This window comes from Cobetia sp. AM6 (genome assembly GCF_009617955.1).
Lineage (GTDB): Bacteria > Pseudomonadota > Gammaproteobacteria > Pseudomonadales > Halomonadaceae > Cobetia > Cobetia amphilecti.
Window position 1 is genome coordinate 1,705,950 of record NZ_AP021868.1, and the last position, 23,447, is coordinate 1,729,396.

Annotated in this window: 19 protein-coding genes; 11 read left to right on the plus strand and 8 right to left on the minus strand. The window is 61.9% G+C overall.

The genetic code is table 11. From position 1 onward, the window contains the following. The first annotated feature begins 147 nt into the window (after nucleotides 1-147). Nucleotides 148-1,356 carry a glutamate carboxypeptidase gene (locus CLAM6_RS07285; protein ID WP_242007772.1) on the plus strand — a complete coding sequence of 403 codons (1,209 nt, stop codon included), beginning with the start codon at nucleotides 148-150 and terminating at the stop codon, nucleotides 1,354-1,356. A 112-nt stretch (nucleotides 1,357-1,468) separates the two neighbouring features. Here the strand turns inward: CLAM6_RS07285 and CLAM6_RS07290 are convergent, their stop codons facing one another. From CLAM6_RS07290 to CLAM6_RS07300, 3 genes are all read right to left on the minus strand, one after another. Then, nucleotides 1,469-1,780, minus strand: a complete 312-nt coding sequence (locus CLAM6_RS07290) for a putative quinol monooxygenase (protein ID WP_043332154.1) — start codon at nucleotides 1,778-1,780, stop codon at nucleotides 1,469-1,471. 233 nt (nucleotides 1,781-2,013) lie between these two features. Continuing rightward, nucleotides 2,014-3,504: a CoA-acylating methylmalonate-semialdehyde dehydrogenase gene (locus CLAM6_RS07295; protein WP_043332153.1), complete on the minus strand. Its 1,491-nt coding sequence runs from the start codon at nucleotides 3,502-3,504 to the stop codon at nucleotides 2,014-2,016. Between the two features lie 141 nt (nucleotides 3,505-3,645). After that, the gene (locus tag CLAM6_RS07300; RefSeq protein ID WP_153635583.1) at nucleotides 3,646-4,995 is read right to left on the minus strand and encodes an aspartate aminotransferase family protein; all 1,350 of its coding nucleotides are present in this window, start codon (nucleotides 4,993-4,995) and stop codon (nucleotides 3,646-3,648) included. A 201-nt stretch (nucleotides 4,996-5,196) separates the two neighbouring features. On the opposite strand from CLAM6_RS07300, the gene CLAM6_RS07305 reads away from it, so the two are divergent. Together CLAM6_RS07305 and CLAM6_RS07310 are read left to right on the plus strand one after the other, a co-directional pair. Further along, complete coding sequence (locus tag CLAM6_RS07305) at nucleotides 5,197-6,183, plus strand: LysR family transcriptional regulator (RefSeq protein WP_225996410.1); 987 nt, start codon at nucleotides 5,197-5,199, stop codon at nucleotides 6,181-6,183. Next, entirely contained in the window at nucleotides 6,180-7,247 is a 1,068-nt protein-coding gene (locus tag CLAM6_RS07310) for a LacI family DNA-binding transcriptional regulator (protein WP_153635584.1), read from the plus strand. Before CLAM6_RS07305 ends, CLAM6_RS07310 begins: the two co-directional genes overlap by 4 nt. Before the next feature lie 22 nt (nucleotides 7,248-7,269). On the opposite strand, the gene CLAM6_RS07315 is transcribed toward CLAM6_RS07310, so the two are convergent. The 5 genes from CLAM6_RS07315 to CLAM6_RS07335 all read right to left on the minus strand — a co-directional run bounded on the left by CLAM6_RS07315 (nucleotide 7,270) and on the right by CLAM6_RS07335 (nucleotide 13,215). Continuing rightward, complete coding sequence (locus CLAM6_RS07315; RefSeq protein ID WP_153635585.1) at nucleotides 7,270-8,406, minus strand: hypothetical protein; 1,137 nt, start codon at nucleotides 8,404-8,406, stop codon at nucleotides 7,270-7,272. Between the two features lie 171 nt (nucleotides 8,407-8,577). Then, complete coding sequence (locus CLAM6_RS07320) at nucleotides 8,578-10,053, minus strand: sodium:solute symporter family protein (protein WP_153635586.1); 1,476 nt, start codon at nucleotides 10,051-10,053, stop codon at nucleotides 8,578-8,580. Nucleotides 10,054-10,568: 515 nt separating this feature from the next. Next, nucleotides 10,569-10,997: a GNAT family N-acetyltransferase gene (locus tag CLAM6_RS07325; protein WP_172978648.1), complete on the minus strand. Its 429-nt coding sequence runs from the start codon at nucleotides 10,995-10,997 to the stop codon at nucleotides 10,569-10,571. A gap of 64 nt (nucleotides 10,998-11,061) precedes the next feature. Next, nucleotides 11,062-11,769: a helix-turn-helix domain-containing protein gene (locus CLAM6_RS07330; protein ID WP_153635588.1), complete on the minus strand. Its 708-nt coding sequence runs from the start codon at nucleotides 11,767-11,769 to the stop codon at nucleotides 11,062-11,064. 300 nt (nucleotides 11,770-12,069) lie between these two features. Further along, complete coding sequence (locus tag CLAM6_RS07335) at nucleotides 12,070-13,215, minus strand: aminomethyltransferase family protein (RefSeq protein ID WP_153635589.1); 1,146 nt, start codon at nucleotides 13,213-13,215, stop codon at nucleotides 12,070-12,072. Nucleotides 13,216-13,889: 674 nt separating this feature from the next. Here CLAM6_RS07335 and glnT point away from each other — a divergent pair. The 8 genes from glnT (at nucleotide 13,890) to amt (ending at nucleotide 23,221) form a co-directional block, all read left to right on the plus strand. Next, nucleotides 13,890-15,224 carry a type III glutamate--ammonia ligase gene (gene glnT / locus CLAM6_RS07340; protein WP_054555957.1) on the plus strand — a complete coding sequence of 445 codons (1,335 nt, stop codon included), beginning with the start codon at nucleotides 13,890-13,892 and terminating at the stop codon, nucleotides 15,222-15,224. Between the two features lie 117 nt (nucleotides 15,225-15,341). After that, entirely contained in the window at nucleotides 15,342-16,259 is a 918-nt protein-coding gene (locus CLAM6_RS07345; protein WP_077377084.1) for a class II glutamine amidotransferase, read from the plus strand. After that, nucleotides 16,259-16,945, plus strand: coding sequence for a protein glxC (locus tag CLAM6_RS07350; protein ID WP_242007773.1), 687 nt, complete (start codon nucleotides 16,259-16,261; stop codon nucleotides 16,943-16,945). The genes CLAM6_RS07345 and CLAM6_RS07350 overlap by 1 nt, the downstream gene beginning before the upstream one ends. A 14-nt stretch (nucleotides 16,946-16,959) precedes the next feature. Next, nucleotides 16,960-18,300 carry an FMN-binding glutamate synthase family protein gene (locus CLAM6_RS07355; RefSeq protein WP_153635590.1) on the plus strand — a complete coding sequence of 447 codons (1,341 nt, stop codon included), beginning with the start codon at nucleotides 16,960-16,962 and terminating at the stop codon, nucleotides 18,298-18,300. Between the two features lie 688 nt (nucleotides 18,301-18,988). Then, nucleotides 18,989-19,675 (plus strand): dimethylamine monooxygenase subunit DmmA family protein, encoded by a 687-nt coding sequence (locus CLAM6_RS07360; RefSeq protein WP_153635591.1) that lies wholly within the window; start codon nucleotides 18,989-18,991, stop codon nucleotides 19,673-19,675. After that, nucleotides 19,660-20,604: a PDR/VanB family oxidoreductase gene (locus CLAM6_RS07365; RefSeq protein ID WP_153635592.1), complete on the plus strand. Its 945-nt coding sequence runs from the start codon at nucleotides 19,660-19,662 to the stop codon at nucleotides 20,602-20,604. Before CLAM6_RS07360 ends, CLAM6_RS07365 begins: the two co-directional genes overlap by 16 nt. Nucleotides 20,605-20,643: 39 nt before the next feature. Then, nucleotides 20,644-21,699, plus strand: a complete 1,056-nt coding sequence (locus CLAM6_RS07370) for a heme-dependent oxidative N-demethylase family protein (protein ID WP_153635593.1) — start codon at nucleotides 20,644-20,646, stop codon at nucleotides 21,697-21,699. 175 nt (nucleotides 21,700-21,874) lie between these two features. After that, a complete protein-coding gene (gene amt / locus CLAM6_RS07375) occupies nucleotides 21,875-23,221 on the plus strand; it encodes an ammonium transporter (protein WP_172978649.1) in 1,347 nt (448 codons plus the stop codon). Nucleotides 23,222-23,447: the final 226 nt, after the last annotated feature.

The following is a 23,447-nucleotide window of genomic DNA, read 5'->3' on the forward strand; positions in this document are numbered from 1 at the left end:
AGGTAAAGCTGCTAGCGGAAAAAATTTCCCGGTAGGCCTCGCGTTTGCGTTTGCCTGATATCCGCCTTACCTTCGTTATTCCTTATATAACAATATTAGAGGTGGAAAATGCGGCTTCCGATATTGGCGGTGGGTTTGGCATGCGGTATGTGCAGTGCCGGTGCGCAAGCGGCGGACTATCAGGATGTACAGGATGCCGTCGAGCAACAGCGAGCGCCTCTGCTGGAGACGCTGGAATCACTGGTCAACGTGGATTCGGGAACGGGCTACCGTGAAGGCTTGAATGACGTTGAGGCAATGCTGATCAAGCATCTCGAAGCGCTTGGCGCACAGGTGGAAACGCACCCTGCCAAGACCTATGGCGGCAATACGATTGTCGGTCGCCTGCAGGGAGATGGCAGTCGCAAGATAATGTTGATGATTCACTACGACACCGTCTTCGATGAAGGCGCCGCCACGGAGCGTGCCTTCCGTATCGAGGATGGGCGTGCCTATGGCCCGGGCGTGGGCGATGCCAAGGGTGGCGCAGCCGTTATTCTGCACAGTCTCGAGGCGCTGAAGTCGCTCGGGTTTGATGACTATGGCCAGGTGACGGTTGTCTTCAATCCTGATGAGGAGAAGGGCTCGCCGGGCTCGCATGACCTGATTCATGAGCTATCGGCAGATCAGGATGCCGTGCTGGTATTCGAGCCTACCTTCGCTGACCCGGGAGTCGATGCCGTCACCGTCGTCACCAAGGGCATCAACTATGCGTTTCTCGAGGTGAAGGGCCGTGCCTCCCATGCCGGTGGCGCACCAGAGGAAGGGCGCAACGCCATCATGGAGCTGTCTCATCAGCTGCTGCAGTTGAATGAGCTTGATGATGCGGACAAGGAGACGACGCTCAACTGGACGATCGTCGAGGGCGGCGTCAAGCGCAACGTGATTCCGGAGCATGCCAGGGCGGAAGGTGATATGCGCTACTTCGATAGCAGCGAGTATCAGCGTGTCCTGGAAGAAGCACAGGCCATCACGAAGAACCAGTTGATCGATGATACCGAAGTGGAGTTTCACCTAGAGAAGGGGCGTCCGCCGCTGCCTGACAATCCGCAGAGTCAGCAGCTGGCCGAGCAGGCCCAGAAGATCTATCAGGAGTTGGGGCAGACACTGCAAGCGGTCGAGATCGGTGGCGGCACCGATGCGGCCTACGCCTATCATGCAGATTCCGATAAACCGGCAGTGCTCGAATCCCTGGGTCTCGTCGGCGGCGGCTACCACAGCGATCAGGAGTTCGTGCTGGTCGATAGCGTCGTGCCACGCCTTTACCTGACGACGCGCATGATCATGCAGTTGTCCGAGGATCAGCCGCAGGAGTGAAACCGGGATTGCAGCGGTAAATGATATGCTGTCATGACAGCAAACCCGATAAAAAAGCCCGGCCTCCTGGAGGCCGGGCTTTTTTGGGTCTTTCCCAATGCTGTTCTGTCTATCAGCCCGCCGGGCTCAGGATGCGGATATCGCCATCGGCGATCCAGTCACCGGCGTTGTCGCGGAAGCGCTGCATGTGTTCGGTCTCACGGTGGGCCTGCAGCGCATCGTGGGATTCCCAGGCTTCCACCACGGTGATGGTGTCGGGGCGTGGGTCGTTGTCCTTGTCGGCGGCGCGTTCGGAGTCCAGGCACGGGTGGTAGGCGTGGCAGCCATCTTCCTCGCGCACGGTGGGCGCGACGGCGCAGAGTTCATTGAAGACATCCTGAACGTGGCCTTCCTTGGCGGTAACGGTGGCGATTACCCAGATCATCTTGGCTCCTTGTGACGGTGCTGACCGCCGATGTTGTCGGAATTCTCGTGATGAGATGTCCTGACTATGTGGAGCCGTTTCTGGCCACTGCAAGGGGCAGGGGCTGACTGCCGGCATGACCCTGCATGATGAGCACACGAAAGCGCCGGACAGCAGGGCTGTCCGGCGCAGTTGTTATCAGGCGCAGTTGTTATCAGATGATGATCCGCGGATCAGAAAGCGAAGGCGATGGATCAGGACGGGAAGGCGAACTGGGCGCCTTCACGCAGACCGGCGGAAGGCCAGCGCTGGGTGATGGTCTTGCGGCGAGTGTAGAAGCGCACCGCGTCCGGGCCGTAGGCGGACAGATCGCCGAACAGCGAGCGCTTCCAGCCCCCGAAGCTGTGATAGGCGACCGGTACCGGCAGCGGCACGTTGATGCCGACCATGCCGACCTGGATGTGATCACTGAAGTAGCGGGCGGCTTCGCCATCACGGGTGTAGATGCAGGTGCCATTGCCGTATTCGTGATCATTGATCAGCTGCATGGCGGCTTCCATCGAATCGGCGCGCACGACCAGCAGCACCGGGCCGAAGATCTCTTCCTGGTAGCAGGTCATCTCCGGGGTGACGCCATCGATCAGGGTGCCGCCGACGAAGAAGCCGTTCTCGCCGCCTTCGACCTGCGGATTGCGGCCATCGACCACCACCGTCGCGCCTTGCTGCTCGGCGCTGTCGATGTAGCCGACCACCTTGTCACGATGGGCCGCGGTGATCAGCGGGCCGAAATCATTGCCCTTGTCGCTGTAGATGCCGACCTTGAGGCCTTCCATCTGCTGCTTCATCTGCGCGATCAGCTTGTCGGCGGCGTCATCGCCCACGGCCACTGCGACGGACAGTGCCATGCAGCGCTCACCGGAGGAGCCGAAGGCGGCGCCATTCAGTGAGTTGGCCACGTATTCCATGTCGGCGTCCGGCATCACGATGGCGTGGTTCTTGGCGCCACCGAGGGCCTGGCAGCGCTTGCCGTTGGCCGCGGCGCGGCTGTAGATGTATTCAGCGATCGGGGTGGAGCCGACGAAGCTGACCGCCTGGATGCGCGGGTCGTCCAGCAGCGTATCGACGGCTTCCTTGTCGCCATTGACGACATTCATGACGCCGGCCGGCAGACCGGCCTCCATCAGCAGCTCGGCGATGAACAGCGTGGAAGTCGGGTCGCGCTCGGAGGGCTTGAGGACGAAGGTGTTGCCGCAGGCGATCGCCATCGGGTACATCCACAGCGGCACCATGGCCGGGAAGTTGAACGGCGTGATGCCGGCAACCACGCCCAGCGGCTGGAATTCGCTCCAGGAATCGATGCCCGGGCCGGTATTGCGGCTGTGCTCGCCCTTGAGCAGTTCCGGAGCACTGCAGGCATATTCGACATTCTCGATGCCGCGCTGCAATTCGCCCAGCGCATCGTGACAGATCTTGCCGTGCTCCTGACCGATCAGGCGGGCGATCTCGTCGGCATGTTCTTCCAGCAGCTGCTTGAAGCGGAACATCACCCGGGCGCGCTTGATCGGCGGCGTGTTGCGCCATTCCGGGAAGGCGGCCTCGGCGGCCGCGATGGCTTCCTCGACCGTCGCCTTGCTGGCCAGGCGCACCTGACCGCCGACTTCGCCGGTGGAGGGATTGAAGATGTCCTGGGTACGGCCTTCGCTGTGATCGATGTTGCCGTTGATGAGGTGTCCGAGCGTCTTCATTGGGTGGGCCCCCTGAGATGACTTGTGAAATGAATGGCGATGAATGAAGTGGTGTTGATCGTCAGTTCTGAATGTTGATGGTCAGTCTTGAACGTCGATGGTCAGCCTTGAGCGTCGACCGTCAGCCTTGAGCAATGGCCGTCAGTCCTGGGCGGCGAAGGCATCGCCGAGAGCATTGATCAGGCGGTCCAGCTCGTCGTGTTCGGTGATGAACGGCAGGCCCAGCTGGATGGTGTCGCCGCCGTAACGCACATAGAAACCGGCCTTCCAGCAGTGCATGGCAATCTCATACGGGCGCCGCGCCGGCTCGCCGGGATAGGCCTCGACCTGCAGGGCACCGGCCAGGCCGTAGTTGCGGATGTCGCTGATGTAGCGCGTGCCCTTGAGCTCGTGCAGCTTCTTCTCGAATACCGGGCTCAGCTCGCGGACGCGGGAGATGAGCTGGTCGTTCTCGAGCACGTCGAGGGACGCCAGCGCCGCGGCACACGCCACCGGGTGACCGGAATAGGTGTAGCCGTGGGGAATCTCCATCATGTAGTCGGGGCCGCCGTTGTCCATGAAGGTCTGGTAGATGTCGCCCTTGACGACCACGGCGCCCATCGGCACCGCGCCATTGGTGATCTGCTTGGCGACGTTGAGGATGTCCGGCGTGACCCCGAATTCCTCGGCGCCGCTCATGGCGCCCATGCGTCCGAAGCCGGTGATGACCTCATCGAAGATCAACAGGATGTCGTGCTGGTTGCATATCTCGCGCAGGCGCTTGAGATAGCCCACTGGCGGTGGCAGCACGCCGGCGGAGCCTGCCATCGGCTCGACGATGACGGCGGCGATGTTGGAGGCATCATGCAGCGCGATCAGCTCCAGCAGCTCATCGGCGCGCTCGGCACCGGTCCTGGGCATGCCGGGCGTGAAGACATTTTCCTTGAGCAGGGTATGCGGCAGGTGATCGGCATCGACCCCCTGGCCGTAGAGCGAGCGGTTGGCCCCGATGCCACCAACGCTGAAGCCCCCGAAGTTGACGCCGTGATAGCCCTTGCTGCGCCCGATCAGCTTGGTCTTGGTCGGCTTGCCTTTCTTGCGCCAGTAGGCACGCGCGATCTTCAGTGAGGTGTCGGCACTCTCGGAGCCGGAGCCGGTGAAGAAGACGTGATCCAGCCCCTCGGGCATCAGCGTCTTGATGCGGTGCGCCAGCTCGAAGGCCTTGGGATGGCCGTACTGGAAGGCGGGCGCGTAATCCAGCTCGCGCAGCTGCGCGCTGACCGCCTCGGCGATTTCCGGGCGGCAATGGCCGGCACCGCAGGTCCAGAGACCCGACAGGCCATCGAAGATCTGACGGCCCTGGGAGTCCGTGAAGTAGGCTCCCTGCGCCTTGGTGATGATGCGCGGGTCCTGCTTGAACTGGCGGTTGGCCGTGTAGGGCATCCAGTAGGCATCGAGCTGCTCCTGGCTCAAGCCTGCCTGGGCGGAAGGGGATGTATCGAAGGCGGTCATGATGTCTCCCACAGAGTGTGTTGTTGTTGGTTCTCGGCTCCTGTCCAACTAGATTAGGAAGTCCTTTTGGTAAGATAAATGCCATTGTCTTTATCTTCAGGAAAGCATTTACTTAACTTTCCGCTGGCGTTCGCTACGCCATCTCGGCGCAGTCAGGCGCCGTGTGGCGCGGAACCGTTCAACAACAGGAGGCGCGGGCCTATGCGAGGCGAGGTCATGCGGGGGCAGCTCGGCGATACCGACCTGCGTCTGCTGCGTATCTTTCGCAAGGTGGTGGAGTGCGGTGGCTTCTCGGCGGCCGAGATCGAGCTCAACATCAGTCGCTCCGCCATCAGCATGGCGATGAGTGACCTGGAGACGCGGCTGGGCCTCAAGCTCTGTCAGCGCGGGCGCAGCGGGTTTGCTCTCACCAATGAGGGGCGGGAAGTCCACGAGGCCGCGATGCAGATGCTGGCCGCGGCAGAGGGCTTTCGCACACGCATCAATGGTCTGCATGCCTGGCTCAAGGGCGAGCTGAACATCGGCATCACCGACAATCTGGTCACCATGCCCGAGATGCACATCACGGATGCGCTGAGTGCGCTGAAGGGGCACGGCCCGGAGGTGATGATCAACATCCGCATGATTCCCCCCAACGAGATCGAGCGTGCCGTGCTGGATGGCCGCCTGCATACCGGGGTGATCCCGACGCTCAAGACGCTGCCGGGGCTCGAGTATCGCTCGCTCTACGAGGAAACCTCCTGCCTTTACTGCGCGCGAGGCCATGTGCTGTTTCGTGAGCCACGGGCGGGCGATACCCTCGCGCGCGGGCGTCCGGTGGGCGAGGAAGAGATTCGCCAGCATGATGCGGTGTTGCCGGCCTACGCCCAGACGCCTGCGATCAAGGCGCTGCATGAGCCGCTCAAGGCCGCCGCTTCCGCGACTGATCGCGAGGGCATCGCCTTCCTGGTGCTTTCCGGGCGCTATCTCGGCTATCTGCCCACCCACTATGCCGAGCGCTGGGTGCGCGATGGCCAGATGCAGGCGCTCAGCCCGGTGGCCAACTCCTATGTCACCTATTACAGCGCCATCACTCGCAAGAGCCGCCCGCCCAATCTGGTGCTGGAGCGTTATCTGACGGAGCTGGATGCCCTGCGCCAGGCGAAACCGGCCCGAAGAGCGCAGGCGGCGAGGGAGAGCAAGCCATGAACAAGCCCAGGCGTGCCGGGGTCAGGGAAGTCGCCCAGCTGGCGGGGGTGTCGGTCGCGACGGTCTCGCGGGTGCTCAACAATCCCGAAAAGGTGGTGAAGAAGACCGCCGACAAGGTGCTGGCGGCGGCCGACGCGCTCGATTTCCTGCCCAACAATGCCGCGCGTGTGCTGTCTCAGCATCAGTCGCGCACCCTGGGAATCGTGATCCCGACCTTCGAGAATCCGATCTACGCCAAGTTCATCGATGCATTGGAAGGCGCGCTGGCGCGGGCGCACTACAGCCTGCTGGTGACGACTACCCAGAAGGGGCGGGTGACGGAATTCGACAAGGTACGCGAGCTGGTCAACATGGGGGTGGACGCCGTGATTCTGCCCGGTGGCAGTCATGCCGCCGAGACACTGGACTACCTGTCACGCTTCTCGGTGCCGGTGGTCTTCAACAGCATCTATCTGCCGGACTCGCCGTTGATCACGGTGGGCTATGACAACTACGGGCTGGCCAAGGCACTGGCGGAGTATCTGATGTCCTTGGGTCATCAGCGTATCGTCATCCTCTCCGAGCCGCTGGCGCACAACGACCGCGCGCGCCTGCGCTACGACGGCGCCGTTGTCGCGCTGCAGGCGCTGGAGAGTGCCAGCGCCGATCGCGAGCATGATCAGTTCGTCGATGTCACCACCGCCGGGGCGAGCGCCGCGATAGGCGAGCTTTCTTGTGAGCCTGGGAGCGCGCTCGGTGGCGAAGGGCAAGGCGGCCTGCGGGATGGCATCACCGCCGTGATGTGCCTCAATGACGTGCTGGCCAGTGGTGCCATGCTGGCGCTGCAGCGGCGGGGGATCCGTGTGCCGCAACAAGTCTCGGTGGTGGGATTCGATGACCTGGAAATGGCGGAGTTCCTCAATCCACCGCTGACGACGGTAGACCTGCCGGTGGAGGAGATGGGCGAAGTGATCGCCCAGGCGTTGATCCGCCATCTCGAGGACGACGCGCCCTTGACGTCACGCCTGCTGGACGCGTCGCTGGCGATTCGTGGCAGTGCAGGCCCGGCGCCCAGCCAGGGCTGAGCACCTGTTCACGGGGCCTGACTCACAGCGTCTTGTAGTCGACCCAGCCCGGACCATAGATCGGCTGCAACCAGGCGCGGTGCAGGGAGTTGTCCAGTGACTCGGCCTGAAAGCGCACGTACTTCCAGTCGCCGCCCAGTTCCAGCTCCCACTCTGCAGCAGCGGTGGGGGCCGTGATCTCGATCAGCTGCGGCGCGTCTGTCTCGCCCACACCTGTGGGGCCCACGCCTCGCTGCACCATCGCCTTCCACTTCACCTTGTCCTGTGCGCTGACGCGCAAGGTGTAGCGTCCCTGCTGTTCAGACATTGCCAGTGGCGTATCGGCCAGCATCACCCCGGTGCTGGCATAGAAGCGGTTGCGCTTCACGTTGCGCAGGATATCGGCCTCATTGAGCGCCGCGGCCACCATGATGAAGCCCAGTGGCGCGTAGTTCTCGTAGACATATTGTTCGCGATAGAACTCGTCGTTGCCGGCAAAGCCGGCACAGCGCACTCCCTCACACAGAAGATCATCCCAGCAGGGCTCTGCCATGTGCGGCGCGTAGGGCCTGGCCCCCATGTGTTCCTCCAGGATGGAAAGGCCGTTGTAGACCTCCATGCCCATGATGTTCATCTCCGCGAGGCGCGCACACGGGTTGAGGAGTGTCTTCTTGATCTGTGTCCATTCGCCGCCTTCGCGTGGGCGGGTGGTCTCGAAGAAGTTGGGATGGGCGCAGATCGACAGGCCGCCGACCTTGCCCATGCTCAGCACATGCAGATATTTCGAATGCTCGCCGGCGAAATAGCCGTCGAGATAGCCGCCATCGTCGATGGTGTCGTTCTGGATCTCGCGCCCCGGAATCACCACGAAGTCATCACGCTGCTCACCACGTGAGAACAGCTCGATATTGTTGAGGTAGGGGTGAACCGAGGTGCACACGAAATCGAAGTGGAAGGGAGCGGCCTGTGAGCGCCGGATCACTTCGTCATGATCCTCGCCATGAATCCGGTCCATCGAAATGCTCTCATCGAGCGCTTCGCGGGTATGCACATGGATATTGCCCTTGAGCCAGCGCGTGCCGGGCTGAGGCCCTGACTCGCTCAGCGAGGCGTAGGGATTATGGACACGATGGGCGGCTGGCATGGCGGCGCTGTGGGAAGTCGGTACTGCTCGGGTCATGTGAGTCATCCTTGTCATGACGACGTGCCAGAGAACTCTGCTGATCAGTCAGCGGGGGAAGAGATCACAAGCAAGCGGCACGCCAGGCACCAGGGGGCGGTGAAATGGCTCGTGGCAACGACAAGCCCCGAGCCACTTCCTGTCTTTATGGTCCTGGTGATCCGGTGTCGCTCAGACGGCCTTCGAGGCAAGCGCGATATCCGGCTTGGCGGCGTCCGGGAGAGCGCTTGCGGCGTGTGACTCGGCACCATCCCAGTAATAGGCCGCGACATCCTCGCTGGGACTATGGCGGGTCAGCTTGCTGACGACCACCAGCACGACCAGCGAGGTCAGGAAGCCCGGATAGGCGGGGTCGATGCCAGTCGACAGCAGTGGCCAGAGGGCGGTGACACTCAGTGCGCTCGCCATGCTGCTGATGCAGCCACGGGACGTCGCATGCTTCCAGAACATCACCGCGAAGAACGGGAAGATCAGCGTGGTGGCCGAGATGCGCAGCGCCCACTGGTAGGCCGAGATGATGTCGGTCATCAGGAAGGTGACGCCCAGCCCCAGCACGCTGATGATGACGACACTCAGACGTGCCGAGGCCATCTTCTGCTTCTCGTTGGCGTGACGATTGATGAAGTTGCCATAGAGGTCATGCGCCAGGTTGGAGCTGCCCTGCAGAATGTAGGAATCCGCCGAGGTCATCAGGGCGGCCAGCAGGCCGACGATGACCAGCCCGCCGATGGCCGGGTGCAGCAACTGCATGGTGACGTAGGAGAAGACGAGATCGGCCGAGGTATCCAACGGCACGAATTGACGTGCCAGTACGCCGATGCAGTAGGGCAAGAAGGAAATCAGCATCACGATGGAGAAGCCTGACACGCCGGCCTTGATGGCCACATCTTCGCTCTCGGAGGCGAAGATGCGTTGCCAGGTGCACTGCCAGACGAGGTAGAACGGCGCCACCGTCAGCGCGAAGGTCACCACTTCCATCGTCTTGCCCTCGGGCAGCGGGGCGAGGAACTCGATCGGCGTATTGAGCAGGGCATGTTCCAGCCCTCCGGCATAACTCAGGGCAGTGAAGCCCAGCACCATGATGCCGGCGATCAGCAGGATGCTCTGCAGGGCATCGGTGACGATGGCCGCTTCAAGGCCCCCCAGAATGGTGAAGCCGAGAATCAGCGCAAAGGACACGAAGATGGCGGTATTGAACTCCAGCCCCAGCACCACGGTGAGGATGGTGCTCATGCCGATGATCTGGATCGCGGTGGCAGGCACCGAGTAGACGAAGGCCGAGAAGAACGAGGGAAACAGACTGGCCTTGCGGCCGAAGCGGCGCCCGAACAGGTCCGCCAGGGTATAGAGCTTCTTGCGACGCAGCGGGCGGCTGAAGAAGATGACCAGCATCAGGCTCGCGATGATACCGGGCAGGGCAAACATGAAGTAGCCGGAGAGCCCCTTGGAAAAGCCCATACCCATCCAGCCGATGAAGGCTGCCGCACCACACCAGGTGCTGATGGTGGTGCCGGTGATCTTCCAGTAGCCCATGTTCCAGCCGGCAATCAGATAGCTGTCAGAGGTCTTCACCTTGCGGAAGTAGTAGTAGCCGATCGCGAACATGATCACGAAATAGCCAATGATATAGGAGTAGTACCAAGCCATAGTCGAGTCTCCGTTTATTGTTGATTGTTCTATGAAGGTCATGCATGGAGCAGGGCGTACGTGGCGTAGCAGGGACTGAAACGACCCTCTGATTGTCGGGGATGACGCAGTGGGGAAGGTGGCGGACATGGCCGAGACAACCATGTCTTGTCTTCGAATGTAACCCGTTACATCGACTCAATCTAGCCGAGAAAAAGGCGCTGTCAAAAACAAATTTCACCGGCGGACGAAAGTCTCATGCCGGCGCGATGGCAAGATTCTCGTGGGGAGGGGAGTCATGCAAGAAGCGGCATCCTCATGCCTCTTCGCGCAGAAAACAGGTGCCGTAGCTGGCGGAAACGACGACAACTCTGCCGCCATTCAGGCGATACGACTGCCAGAGGAATGAAGAGCTATACAGGTCGCGTCTCGCAACGCTGTCATGGCAGGCGATTTTTTCTTCGGCCTGCAGTGCATGATAGCGGGGCGTACTCAGTCCGGAAGGCGGGCGAGCTCGATCAGGAAGGCGTACAGAATCACGGGGTCATCTGAAAGACGCACTGTGTCTTGGCCAGCGTAAAGCCGCAGGCGGCATAGAATTTCCTGGCGACATCGCGCGCCTCATGGGTGCGAACCCGCAGGGTCAGCGTCTCGTCGGTTGCCCAGGCAATGGCCTGCCTGGCCAATGCCCGTCCTGCGCCTTGCCGTTGCGCCTCCTGTGCGACGGACAGGCCCAGTATCTCTATGAAATCGGCCGAAGCGACACGAAAGACATGCTGGGCGTGCAGCCAGCCAATCACTTCGCCCGCCTGTTCCGCCACCCAGATGCGGTCATGGCGTGACGCCAACAGGTGCTCCAGTCGCTGCAGGATCAACGCATCATCGTCGTGGGGCAGATAGCCCAATGCGGACGCGACGCGTGAAATTCCTAGGGCATCCTCGGGTGTGGCAAGGCGAATCTTCATTGATGTTGTCCAGCCCCCATGACGATGATGATGGATGTTCGAGGGTCTCATTCGTCAGAGAGGCTCATTCATCGTCGTAGTGAATGATCGACAGCAGCTGAATCGGCACCTCGTTCAATTTCTCGGGGCCATGCGGCACACCGGCATCGAAGGCCAGGCTGTCACCGGGCCCCATGTCATAGAACTTGTCACCATGACGGTAGGTGAGGTTGCCGGAAAGCAGGTAGATGAATTCATGCCCGGCATGACAGAAGTTGGGGAAGACTTCGCTGGCGTCATCCATGGTGATCAGGAAGGGTTCGTAGCGCTTCTTGGGGCCTTGTTTGTAGCTCAACAGTTGATAGGCATGGCCGACTTCCGTGCCGGTGCGCACCACCTGCATGCCTTGCCCGGCCTTGATGTGCTGGGCACCACGCCCGTTGACATCGTAATCACTGAACAGCTTCGAGATCGGCAGGCTCAAGGCATTGCACAGCTTGTTGAGGGTATCGAGGCTGGTGGACACCTGGGCGTTCTCCACCTTGCTGATCATGCCCTGGCTGACACCGGCGATACGCGAGACGTCGGAAATCTTGTAGCCCTGCGAGACTCGCTGCTGCTTGAGCGCGCGCGCGATGTGCTGCTCGAGCCCCAGGCGTGTCTCGTCGGCTGCCGCGGTGATGGTCTCCTTCACCTCGGACTGCGCGGCAGGTTCCGCGGCCAGCGAAGGCGCTTTCGTGTCAGGCGCTGTCGGTTGAGGGGTATCGGAGGAATGGGAGGATTCTCGCGGCATGGATAACTCCTGTGGCGGAGGTGAATGCGATAGGGATGGGCAGGCGGGATGAGAATACGCGTCCTTGTAGGAGTCGTTGCGCGTCACCCGCGTGCGGATATCGGGTGACATTATCAAGTTTACCGCCAACCCTCATCCACGTTTGTGGCCAGTCCTCGTCCTGACTCCATGGCGTGTGATGCAAGAGGCCTCCTCGACGCCATGCCGAGGAGGCCTCTCAGGTTTCACGCTATCCAGCATCACGCGATTCGCACTGTTGCCGCGGGGCTTGAGCTGTTGCCTCGCGGCTGTGGCGTGCGATCAGCCGCGAGCCAGTCGCTTGGCCTTTTCCGGGTCATCGAAGGGTAGGGAATGGCTGATGGCCGAGAGGCTGGTCTCGCCGTCAGTGCCAGTCTTGAGGGTCAGCGGGGTGCCATGCTCGGCATAGCCGGGTTCGAGACGTGCCAGCGCCATGGAACGATCGCTCAGGCGCGAGTACATGCCCTGGGTGATGACACCGACACACTTGCCGTCGGCGTAGATCTTGTCACCGATCTGGGCGACGTCTTTCGAATCCAGCAGCACGCCATAGACCTTGACGCGCTCCTTGCCCTGCAGCGCGAAGTGTTCGCTGGCGCCACGGAATTCAGTCTTGCCCGGCGAGACGGTGAAGTCCAGGCCCAGTTCCCACAGGGTGTCGCCCACGGGCTGGTCGGGGTACGGGTAGGTTTCGGAATTGTCCGCCGGGTAGAACAGCAGGTGACTCTCGACCCGCAGCCAGTCAAGGGTACCGAAGCTGCACGGCTTGATGCCCATGTCGGCACCCTCCGCGAGGATCTGTTCCCACAGAGAGGGGGCGTCCTTGGCCTTGCAGAAGATCTCGTAGCCACGCTCGCCGGTGTAGCCGGTGCGCGAGATCATCACGTGGCAGCCGAACAGCTGGGTCTGCAGATGGTGGAAGTAACGCAGCTCACGGATGCCCGGCACGTGACGCTCCAGGAAATCCACCGCGACCGGCCCCTGCAGTGACATGTCGTGCATGTCGTCATCGAAGGTCAGGCTGACGGCGCGCCCCAGGGCACTCTTGGCCAGCATTTCATTCGCGGTACCCGTGCCGTGCACCACGAGGTAGGAGTTCGGTGCCAGGCAATAGACGATGCAGTCGTCGACGAACTTGCCGGCCTCATTCAAGACGCTGGCATACACCGACTTGCCCGGATACAGCTTGGACATGTCCCGCGTGGTGACGTAATCCAGCACGGCCTGAGCGTGCGGACCATTGCAGTGGATCTTCTTGAGCCCCGAGACATCCATCAGACCGGCGCGGGTGCGAATGGTCTCGTGGTCATCGGCCGTGTCCGAGACGGCGTAATTCCAGGCGGTGCCCATGCCATTCCAGTCTTCGAGCTCCGCGCCCAGCTTGCGGTGTTGTTCGGCCAGTGCCGAGATGCGCCATGAATTCGCCATGCGTCCCTTTCTCCTGTGAGTCGTGCTGCCTAGCGTAAATGGGGGGTGCCGTAGTCCTGCTGATGCTGGCGATGATGTCGCGCAAGACGCGCATCCGCCGCAGGAGGTGTTGTTGTTCTTTCGCCTTTTCAGGCGCTTCACCAGGGCTTGTGCCTGCTGCTTGCCTTGCCTGATCGCACGAGAGTCGATTCTTGGAAGGAAAGAAACATTCCCCATAGTTAAGCAAGGGGCTTGCCAATTCCGTCAAAGGCCATGGCCACGGCAGCACTTGAGCGAGTCAGGCGCCGATTGGCAGCACGAATCAGGGCGTGAATATTAGCGCTTTGCGTCATGCTGGTGCGAAGAGAGAGCTTTGGGCACCGAAATGATGCCTATTTCGAGAAACAGGTAGAAATTCACTCAGGATCACCTGGCGTTTCCTGTGGGATGAAATGAACTTGGAAAATAAATTTCCATGCAAAACAGTAGGTTGGTGAAAAGTTCTGGCCGGCAGTTGGCGAAATGGCATGCTGCATGCTTTTCTTTGGGGGAAATAAAGTTGACCAGCAGGAATCACAAAAACTCGTTTCATCCGCTATCTTGACGTGGCGAGTCACCACAAGGGGTCAGGTTTCCCGGGGTGGCAGACAGTGTCGAGGGAGATGAAACCCGGTCCGCTCTCAGAGGAAACCCAGATGTCACCCGAAAACGCGCAACAGTTCATCAAGGATCACGACATTCGCTATCTGCTGGCGCAGTTCGTGGATATTCATGGCGCTGCCAAGACCAAGTCCGTGCCGGCCAATTGCCTGATGGATGTGGTCGAGAAGGGCGCCGGCTTTGCCGGCTTTGCCGTCAGTGGTCTCGGCATGTCGCCGGAGGGGCCGGACTTCATGGCGCGGGGTGATCTGAGCTCGTTGTCGTTGGTGCCGTGGCAGCCGGGTTATGCACGCATGGCCTGTGATGGCTACGTCAATGGTCAGCCGTTCGCCAACGACAGCCGCGTGGTGTTGCTCAAGCAGCTGGAGCGCCTGAAGGAGAAGGGCTGGACGCTCAATAGCGGGCTGGAGCCGGAATTCTCGCTGTTCCGCCGGGGGGAAGCGGGTGAGCTGTTGCCGGTGGACGAGAGCGATACCCTCGCCAAGCCCTGCTACGACTACAAGGGCCTGTCGCGTTCGCGTGAATTCCTCGAGCGCCTGGTCGAATCGCTGCAAGCGGTGGACTTCGACGTTTATCAGATCGATCACGAGGACGCCAACGGCCAGTTCGAGATCAACTACACCTACAGCGATGCACTGACCTCGGCAGACCGCTTCACCTTCGTGCGCATGGCCGCCGGCGAGATCGCCAATGACCTGGGCATGGTGTGCTCCTTCATGCCCAAGCCGCTGGCGGACCGCCCGGGCAATGGCATGCACTTCCACCTGTCCGTATGTGATGACACCGGCCGCAACCTGTTCGGCGATGACTCCGACGCCCAGGGCATGGGCCTGTCGCCGCTGGCGTACCACTTCCTCGGCGGACTGCTGGCACATGCCCCGGCGCTGTGTGCCTTTGCCGCGCCGACCGTCAATTCCTACAAGCGTCTGGTCGGTGGTGGCAGCACCAGCGGCGCGACCTGGGCGCCGGTCTTCATCGCCTACGGTGACAACAACCGCTCGGCCATGGTGCGTGTGCCCTACGGTCGCCTCGAGTTCCGCCTGCCGGACGCCGGCTGCAACCCCTATCTCGTGCACGCCGCCATCATCGCGGCGGGGCTGGATGGCGTGGCGCGCAAGCTGGACCCGGGCACGCCCCACAACATCAATCTCTACTCGCTGACCCCGAGCGAATGCGCCGAGAAGGGCATCGAGAAGCTGCCGCAGAATCTTTCGCTGGCCATCGATGCGCTCGAGGCGGACAGCATTCTGCGCGAGAGCCTGGGCGAGGGAATCTGCGCCGAGTTCATGCGCCTCAAGCGCGAGGAATGGCTGGATTACAACGCACAGGTCAGTGCCTGGGAAGTCCAGCGCTACGCCGAATTCTTCTGATCTCATCCGGCGGCGCTCGCGGATCTCGCGGGGCATGCCAGACGAGGGTCGCCACTGTCACCACCACGCTCAAGACACCAGGCAGGAGACGCCTCCTGCCCGTGAGAGGACATCACCATGTGTGGAATCGTAGGGCTTTATCTCAAGAACCCGGCGCTGGAATCGCGCCTGGGGGAGCTGTTCGAGCCGATGTTGATCGCGATGACCGATCGCGGCCCGGACAGCGCCGGCTTCGCCATCTATGGCGACGAATTTGACGCTGGCATCAAGCTGACGCTGCAAAGCGATGGTGCCGATGAGGATTGGGAGGCGATCGCCAAGGGCCTGGGCGAGCAGGTCGGCACGGTGGCGGACTGGTTCAGCAATGCCAGTGTCGCGGTATTCAAGATCGCCGGGGAAGAGAGCGCCGTGCGCGGCTGGCTTGCCGACAGCGCCCCGCAGATTCGCGTGCTGAGCGTGGGGCAGAGCATCGAGATCCTCAAGGCGGTGGGCCTGCCGGCTCATATCGCCAGCCTCTATGGCCTCAAGGGCATGCAGGGCAGCCACATCATCGGCCATACCCGCATGGCGACCGAAAGCGCCGTGACCCTGCAGGGCAGCCACCCGTTCTCCACCGGGCGTGACCTGTGCCTGGTCCACAACGGCTCGCTGTCCAACCACAACTGGCTGCGCACCAAGCTCAAGCGTGAGGGCATCAGCTTCGAGACCGACAACGATTCCGAAGTCGCCGCCGGCTACCTGACCTGGCGTCTGGAGCAGGGCGACAGCCTGGAAGCCGCGATCACCGGCGCCCTGAAGGACCTTGATGGCTTCTTCACCTTCACCATCGGCACGCGTGATGGCTTCGCCGTGGTGCGTGACCCGATCGCCTGCAAGCCAGCCGTGATCGCCGAGACCGATGACTACGTGGCCATGGCCTCGGAATACCGTGCCCTGGCCAGTCTGCCGGGCATCAAGGATGCCCGCGTGTGGGAGCCGGAACCCGGTCGCCTGTATCTGTGGGAAAAAGACACCGCCCGTTCGGAGGCCGCGTAATGATGAAGACACACGATCTGGCCGTTGAAGGGCTACGCGAATTGAACCAGGCCCTGCACGATGCCGACATCCTGAAGGACGCGCGTGAGTGGCGAGTGGTCAATTCCGACGGCGCCCACAATATCGCCTGCGGCATCAATGACGACATCAGTGTCGATATCGATGGCCATGCGGGCTACTACTGCGCGGGCATGAACCAGAAGGCCAGCGTCACCATCCACGGCAACACCGGGGTCGGGGTGGCGGAAAACATGATGTCCGGCTGCGTGCGGGTCAAGGGTGATGCCTCCCAGTCCGCGGGCGCGACCGCCCACGGCGGCCTGCTGATCATCGAAGGCAATGCCTCGGCGCGCTGTGGTATCTCGATGAAGGGCGTGGATATCGTCGTCAAGGGCAATATCGGGGCCATGAGTGCCTTCATGGGCCAGGCGGGCCGCATGGTGGTCTGCGGCGACGCCGGTGAAGGGCTCGGCGATTCGCTCTACGAAGCGCGAATCTACGTGAAGGGCACGGTCGCATCGCTGGGCGCGGACTGCATCGCCAAGGACATGCGTGCCGAGCACCTGGAAGAACTGGCGGAGTTGCTGGCGAGTGCCGGAATCGAGGAAGACCCGGCCAGCTTCACGCGTTATGGATCTGCGCGTCAGCTCTATCACTTCAAGGTCGACAACGCCTCAGCCTACTGATCAGGATGCTCAACATGACCGACGAGACTCAAACACAGCCCTACAACCCGGCACTGCGGGAATCCGCGACCTTCGGCCGCGATGTCATCCATGAGATCCAGCGCGCGGCGGAGACGGGAATCTACGATATCCGTGGCTGGGGCGCCAAGCGCAAGGTGCCGCATTTCGACGACCTGCTGTTCCTCGGCGCCAGCATGTCGCGCTATCCGCTGGAAGGCTATCGCGAGAAGTGCGAGACCGAAGTCGTGCTCGGCACGCGCCATGCAAAGAAGCCGGTCGTGATCAGCACGCCGGTGACCATCGCTGGCATGAGCTTCGGTGCCCTGTCCGCCCAGGCCAAGGAAGCGCTGGGGCGTGGCGCCTCGGAAATCGGCACCTCCACCACCACCGGCGATGGCGGCATGACCCCGGAGGAGCGCGGCCAGTCCTCGCGACTCGTCTATCAGTATCTGCCGTCACGTTATGGCATGAACCCGGACGACCTGCGCAAGGCCGATGCGATTGAAGTCGTGCTCGGGCAGGGCGCCAAGCCCGGCGGTGGCGGCATGCTGCTGGGCCAGAAGATTTCCGAGCGGGTCGCGGGCATGCGTACGCTGCCGCAGGGCATTGACCAGCGCAGCGCCTGTCGCCACCCGGACTGGACCGGCCCGGATGACCTGGCGATCAAGATTGCCGAACTGCGCGAGATCACCGACTGGCAGGTGCCGATCTACGTCAAGATCGGCGCGACCCGCACCTACTACGACGTCAAGCTGGCGGTGAAGGCGGGCGCGGATGTCATCGTGCTGGATGGCATGCAGGGCGGCACGGCCGCCACCCAGGATGTCTTCATCGAACACGTCGGCATCCCGACCATGGCTGCCATCCCCCAGGCCACTCAGGCACTGCAGGAGATGGGCCTGCACCGTGAGGTGCAGCTGATCGTCTCCGGCGGGATTCGCAATGGCGCTGATGTGGCCAAGGCGATCGCGCTGGGTGCCGACGCCGTGGCCATCGGTACCGCCGCCTTGATTGCGCTGGGCGACAACCATCCGCGCTATGCCGATGAGTATCAGAAGCTGGGGTCCGCCGCCGGTTTCTATGACGACTTCCAGGATGGCAAGTGTCCGGCCGGTATCTCCACCCAGGACCCGGAGCTGAGCCAGCGACTGGACCCGGTCGCAGCCGGCAAGCGTCTGGCCAACTACCTGCGCGTGCTGACGCTGGAAGCCCAGACCCTGGCACGTGCCTGTGGCAAGTCGCACCTGCACCACCTGGAACCGGAAGATCTGGTCGCCCTGAACGTGGAAGCCGCGGCCATGGCCCGGGTGCCGCTGGCGGGCACCAACTGGGTGCCGGGACAGAGCGGTTACTGATGGCACGATCTCTATCGTGCGTGTGCCATTGCGCATGAGAGCGATCGTGCATGGCTGGCATTGCGCATGATTGTCATGGCAAAGCTGCGAAGCCTTTTGTCAGCAAGCTCGCCGCAATGTTGTCCAGGCAAGCTGTCGCAATGACAAGAGCTCTGCTCCGGTTGATGTAGAAAAATGTGACCTGATTCCATCGAGTCATTAGAGCGCCTCACCCCTTCGGTGAGGCGCTTTCTTTTGTGCTGAGTTCAATCAAGGAATCCGGCCGATATCGTGCAAGCGAAAGCGCGTCATAATGCTGATGATGGAGAAGCACATGGTGTCGTGTCGACGGAGAGGTCGTGATTTTCTCAAGGCAGAGTTTTTCCATTCTTTCAGGATCTTGTGGTTATTTCATGAGAAAGATGTCAGGCGTAGAGGTTGGCTTGTGGGGTGAGAATGAAACAGAGCAATAATGGTGAATACAAGCCGTTTTACCTGAGCTGAGTGTTCTGTTTTGGTGCGTGAATGTCTCGATTGATGGTTCATGTATGAAGCAGGATTTTCAGGCAATTTTGTCGGGTATGTGGGGCAATGATTTTGCCGTCAATGGCACGAAATATGCTCAAGAAATGGAGTGGTAGTCGGATGCACGTCATCGTCAAGACGGCGGCATTACAACAAGGACAATTTCTCAGAGCAGGGTCGTGTCATGAAAAGCCCGCAATCATCCTCTGTCACTGCCGGGATTCGAAGTCGGCAACACTATCCACGCATCGAGGCGCTGCCCGATGCCCAACGCTATCTGGTGGCGTGCCAGTCTCCCGAGAGCCTGCCAGGTACTGGTGAGGCGGCGGGCAACGCCCGTCAGCAGCTGCAGATGCATTGTCAGCTGATCAGTACGCTGCTGGGGCAGCTCGGTAGCCGCGAGGTGGGAGGCGCCGTGCAATCCGCCCCGGCAACAGAGGCGTTGCCCACGGGCCCCGTCGACAACGCCCGTCTGCATCGCTGGTACGACGTCGATGACCGCCCGAAGGCCTGCGACGCACTGGTCGGCGCCATCAGCGAGATCGGTGTCGCGGGGTGTCTGGTCATCATCGGCAGTGAGCATTTCGTGTGGCAGGTCGCCAATCTGGCTCAGCAGCAGGGGCTGCTGCTGGATGACATGGTGATGTTGCCGGTCGCTGCCCTGGGGCGGCATGTGTTCTGCGTGCACTGTCAGCAGGTCAGTGAGCATGTCATCCACTCGCCGGCAGCCTGTGATGGCTGCGGTTTGATGCTGGAAGTGCGTGATCATTTTTCCAAGCGTCTCGGCGCCTACATGGGCGTGCGAATCGATGCGGAAGCCCCGGGAGAGATTCCCCCACAGGAGGAGGTGGCACCATGTCTCGCTTCATGAAGGCGCGGGTCGCCGCGGTCGATCAGCTCAGCAGCAGCGTGCGCCGTCTCACCCTGGTGCCTGCCGATGAGGCTCCCCCCTTCACGCCGTTCTCGCCGGGCAGTCATGTGGTGCTGGGCATTCCGGGAGAGGGGCGGGTGTGTCGCAACGCCTACTCATTGATCAGCCCGCCGGATGATCCCTCGCATTACTGCATCGCGGTGCGTCGTCAGCCGGTCTCGCGTGGCGGCTCCGAAGCCATCCATTCCCGTGTGCAGGTCGGTGACGAGCTGGAACTCAGCCCGCCGGCCAACCTGTTTCTGCCGCACTGGCAGGCGCGCCACCACCTGATGCTGGCAGGCGGCATCGGCATCACGCCGTTTCTCTCCTACCTGCCGGAGCTTGAGCGGCGTGGCGCCAGCTGGGAGCTGCACCTGCGCAGCCAGGACCTCGACGTCGCCCGCTTCCCGGAGGCCGCGCCCTATCTGGCGAGTGGCAACATCACCCAGCATCGTCTCGAACGCCCGAACCTGAAGGCCTTGCTGGCGCGTCAGCCCGCCGGCACGCACGTCTATCTCTGCGGCCCGCAAGCCATGATCGATGCCGTGAAGGAAGCGGCACGCGAGCTGCACTGGAGTCTCGCGCGCATCCACCACGAGGTCTTTGCCGCCCCGGAACCGGGGACTCCTTTCACGGCCGTGGCGCGCGCCAGCGGTGTGGAAGTGGCGGTCGGCGCCCAGGAATCGATGCTGGAAGCGCTGGAGCGCAGCGGTGTCGAGGTGACGAGCCTGTGTCGTGGCGGCGTCTGCGGGCAGTGTCGGGTCGAGATGCTGGAGGGGGAGGCGGAGCACCGTGATGCCTTCCTCGATGAACAGGAGCGGGCCAGTCAGCGCTGCGTGATGCCCTGCGTTTCCCGGGCACGCAGCCAGCGGCTGGTGCTGGATCTCTGAATACGTCTTTCGCGAGATGGACCCCCAAGGAGCAGGAACATGCAATTTTCCCCGCGAGATGACCAGGCGTTCCATGGTCTGTTCACCTTCAAGAATTCCGATCACGCCATCCAGCGTTTTCCCTTCCCGTTCCCGGAAGATGAGTACCGTTACTCGGTCAATATCGAGCCGCATACCTTGCCCGGCAAGCCGGGTTCCATCACCGAGCACATGCTGGATATCGATGAGCACTATCTGAGCGAGATCGCCGAGCGTGAGCGGGTGCTGGCCAAGGACCCCAGACGCTGTCTGGTGATGCCGCACATGCAGCCGGCCGCCTGGGATTTCCTGGAATTCGTGATGACGCATTACGCCCGGGACTATCCCGAGGCCTTCAGTTTCGAGCGCGACGGCGATGACTGCGTGTGGCGCAACCATCTGCTGGGGCTGGAGCAGGCCTTTTGCATGGGCGATGACGCCAGCCTGCCATTGCCGCCGCTGGACTATATCGGCCGTCAGATGCAGGGCGATATCGCGCTGCTCGACCAGCGCGACGGTGACCTCTTCATGGACGCCGGCATGATCACCTGTCCGGCGGACTGGTCACTGGCCTTCGATGCCGGCATGAGCTTCAAGCAGTGGCATGGCCCGGTGCCGCTGGCGCATGAGATGGGCGTATTCGATCGCGCGCTCAAATACCTGTGCGCCATCCAGGTCGGCGGGCCGGTGCGGCGTCTGAACTGGACCATGACCATCCATCCGCGCATGGACAGCTCCCCGGAGACCTACGCCGAATGGGGCAGTGATCGCACCACCATCACGCCAGAGAATGCCGGCCGTGATGTACATCTGCGGGTCGAGCTGCAGACGCTGGTGCGCATGCCGCGCAGTCATGCGCTGTTCTTCGGTATCCGCACCTATCTGATCAGTCTGGAAGACCTGTGTACCAACCCGGTCTGGCAGACGCGGCTGTTGAAGGTGCTGAAGACCCTGCCGGCGGAGCTGATCGACTACAAGGGACTGACGCGCTATCTGCCCAGCGTGCTCGAGTGGCTGGAAGCCCGCGAGGCAAGTGTCGCGGCCAACGCCGAAGCGACGGCGCAGGCAGCGGTCTAGGCCACGCTCTCGGCAAGCCGCTTCTGGCAAACAGCTTCTGGCAAACAGCTCCTGATAAGAGAGCTCCTGATAAAGAGCTCTCGGCAAACAACTCTCGGCGCCGAGGGCGTGACAGGGAATGGATCGCAAGCCACTGACCATAGCGCTTGCGGATAACAACAAAGGGGAAACGCTGGTGAATATCGATGTGCTGCAACTCAGCTACGCGCTGGATACGTTCTACTTCCTGATGTGTACCGCATTGGTCATGTTCATGGCCTGCGGCTTCGCGATGCTGGAATCCGGGCTGGTACGCTCCAAGAATACCGTCGAGATCCTGACCAAGAATGCGCTGCTCTACGGCATCGCCTGTCTGGTGTTCCTGGTTGTGGGCTACAACGTGATGTATCCCGGTGACAACGCCATCAGCAGCGTGATTCCGGGGCTGTCGTTCATGCTCGGCGCTGACAATACCCTCAGCGACATCAGTGCTGGCGATGGTGCCGCCTATTACTCCAGCATGGCGGACTTCATCTTCCAGGCGGTGTTTGCCGCCGCGACCATGTCCATCGTCTCGGGGGCCGTGGCGGAACGCATGCGCCTGTGGCCGTTCCTGATCTTCGCGGTGGTGATGGTCGCGGTCATCTATCCGGTGGAAGGTTACTGGAAGTGGGGCGGTGGTTTCCTGGATGCGATGGGCTATCAGGACTTCGCAGGCTCGGTGGTCGTGCACATGGCGGGTGCGGCGGCGGCATTGGCGGCGGTATTGCTGGTCGGTCCGCGCAAGGGTCGCTACGGCGTTGACGGCAAGGTGCGTGCCATCCCGGGCGCCAATCTGCCGATCGCCATGCTGGGCATGTTCATCCTGTGGATGGGCTGGTTCGGCTTCAATGGCGGCTCGATGCTCAAGATCGCCAGTCTCGATGATGCCAACAGCGTGGCGCGTATCTTCGTCAACACCAATGCGGCGGCCTCTGCGGGCATGGTGGCCGCGGCGCTGCTGTCACGCGCCATGTTCGGCAAGACCGACATGACCATGGTGATGAACGGTGCCCTGGCCGGTCTGGTCTCGATCACCGCGGAACCGCTGCTGCCGTCTGCCGGCCTTGCGGTACTGGTCGGCGCGGTGGGCGGCATCATCGTGGTGCTGTCGGTGGTGGGGCTTGATCGCCTCAAGATCGATGACCCGGTCGGTGCGATTTCCGTGCATGGTTCCGCAGGCCTGTGGGGCATCATGGCGGTGCTGTTCTCCAATCCGGAGGCGGACTTCGGTACCCAGATCCTGGGCACGCTGATCATCTTCGCCTGGATGTTCGGCGCAAGCTTCGTGGCGTTGCTGGTGATCAAGAAGGTCTGTGGTGGGCTGCGTGTCAGCGAGGAAGAGGAACTGGAAGGCATGGACATGCACGAATGCGGCATGGGCGCCTATCCGGAATTCGTCAACATGTCCTCGCCGTCACAGGGGGAAGGCAATGTGTCCGGGCAAGCCGGCAAGGCGAGCACAGCGGCCTCGGCTGCGGTGCTCAAGGGGGCGACGCGTTGAGCCCGCACCCCGAGTGCTGGAGTCTTAGAGTCTGATGATTCAGAGGCACAGAATTTGATGATTCAGAGCGTGATGCGCCCCGCCAGCATGTGATACGAGAAGGCCCGCCAATTGGCGGGCCTTCTCGTGTTCCAGGGCGAACGGAGAGCGAACGGCGGGCGAACGGCGGGGGAAAGGTGAGGAGTGGTGGGGAAAGGATAGGAAAAGCAGGCGGAAACAAGAGAGA